Source organism: Haloferax sp. Atlit-4N (assembly GCF_003383025.1).
GTDB classification, from domain to species: domain Archaea; phylum Halobacteriota; class Halobacteria; order Halobacteriales; family Haloferacaceae; genus Haloferax; species Haloferax gibbonsii.
The window spans coordinates 1-456 of sequence record NZ_PSYY01000097.1; the positions used below are offsets into that span (position 1 = coordinate 1).

Annotated in this window: 1 protein-coding gene; it reads left to right on the forward strand. The window is 60.5% G+C overall.

Annotation, left to right across the window (positions count from 1 at the left end; translation table 11 throughout):
* Positions 1-15 precede the first annotated feature (15 nt).
* The coding region (locus C5C07_RS20735) for a histidine kinase N-terminal 7TM domain-containing protein (protein WP_255565282.1) at positions 16-456 on the forward strand (441 nt) is incomplete at its 3' end.

The window sequence follows — 456 nt, forward strand, 5'->3', positions numbered from 1 at the left end:
CCCGGGCAAATCGGTATGATACTGCTTGGTATCGGGGCCCCGATGGTTTCCAGTTTCCTACTCCTCAGCGGCCTCGCCCCACCGGCGTGGAATCCGACAGATTTCTCTTTTGTTGTCACTGCGATCGTCTTCGCGCTCGCGGTATTCCGGTACCGTCTGTTCCGACTCGTCCCTGTGGGGCGCCAGCAGGTTGTTCGGATGATGAACGACCCGGTCGTCCTGACCGACGACGACGACCGCGTCGTCGACAGCAACCAGGCCGCGCGTGACCTGTTCGCAGCCGGATCGGACTGGCGGGGAGCGACTGCCGCGTCGTTCTTCGGTCCGCTCGCCGAACAAATCCTGCGATCACGCGACACGACTGATGCCGAAACTGAGACACTCGTCAGTCAAGATGACGGCGACCGCTACTTCGATCTTAATACGACACCGATCTGGACGCCGACAGATGAAGTT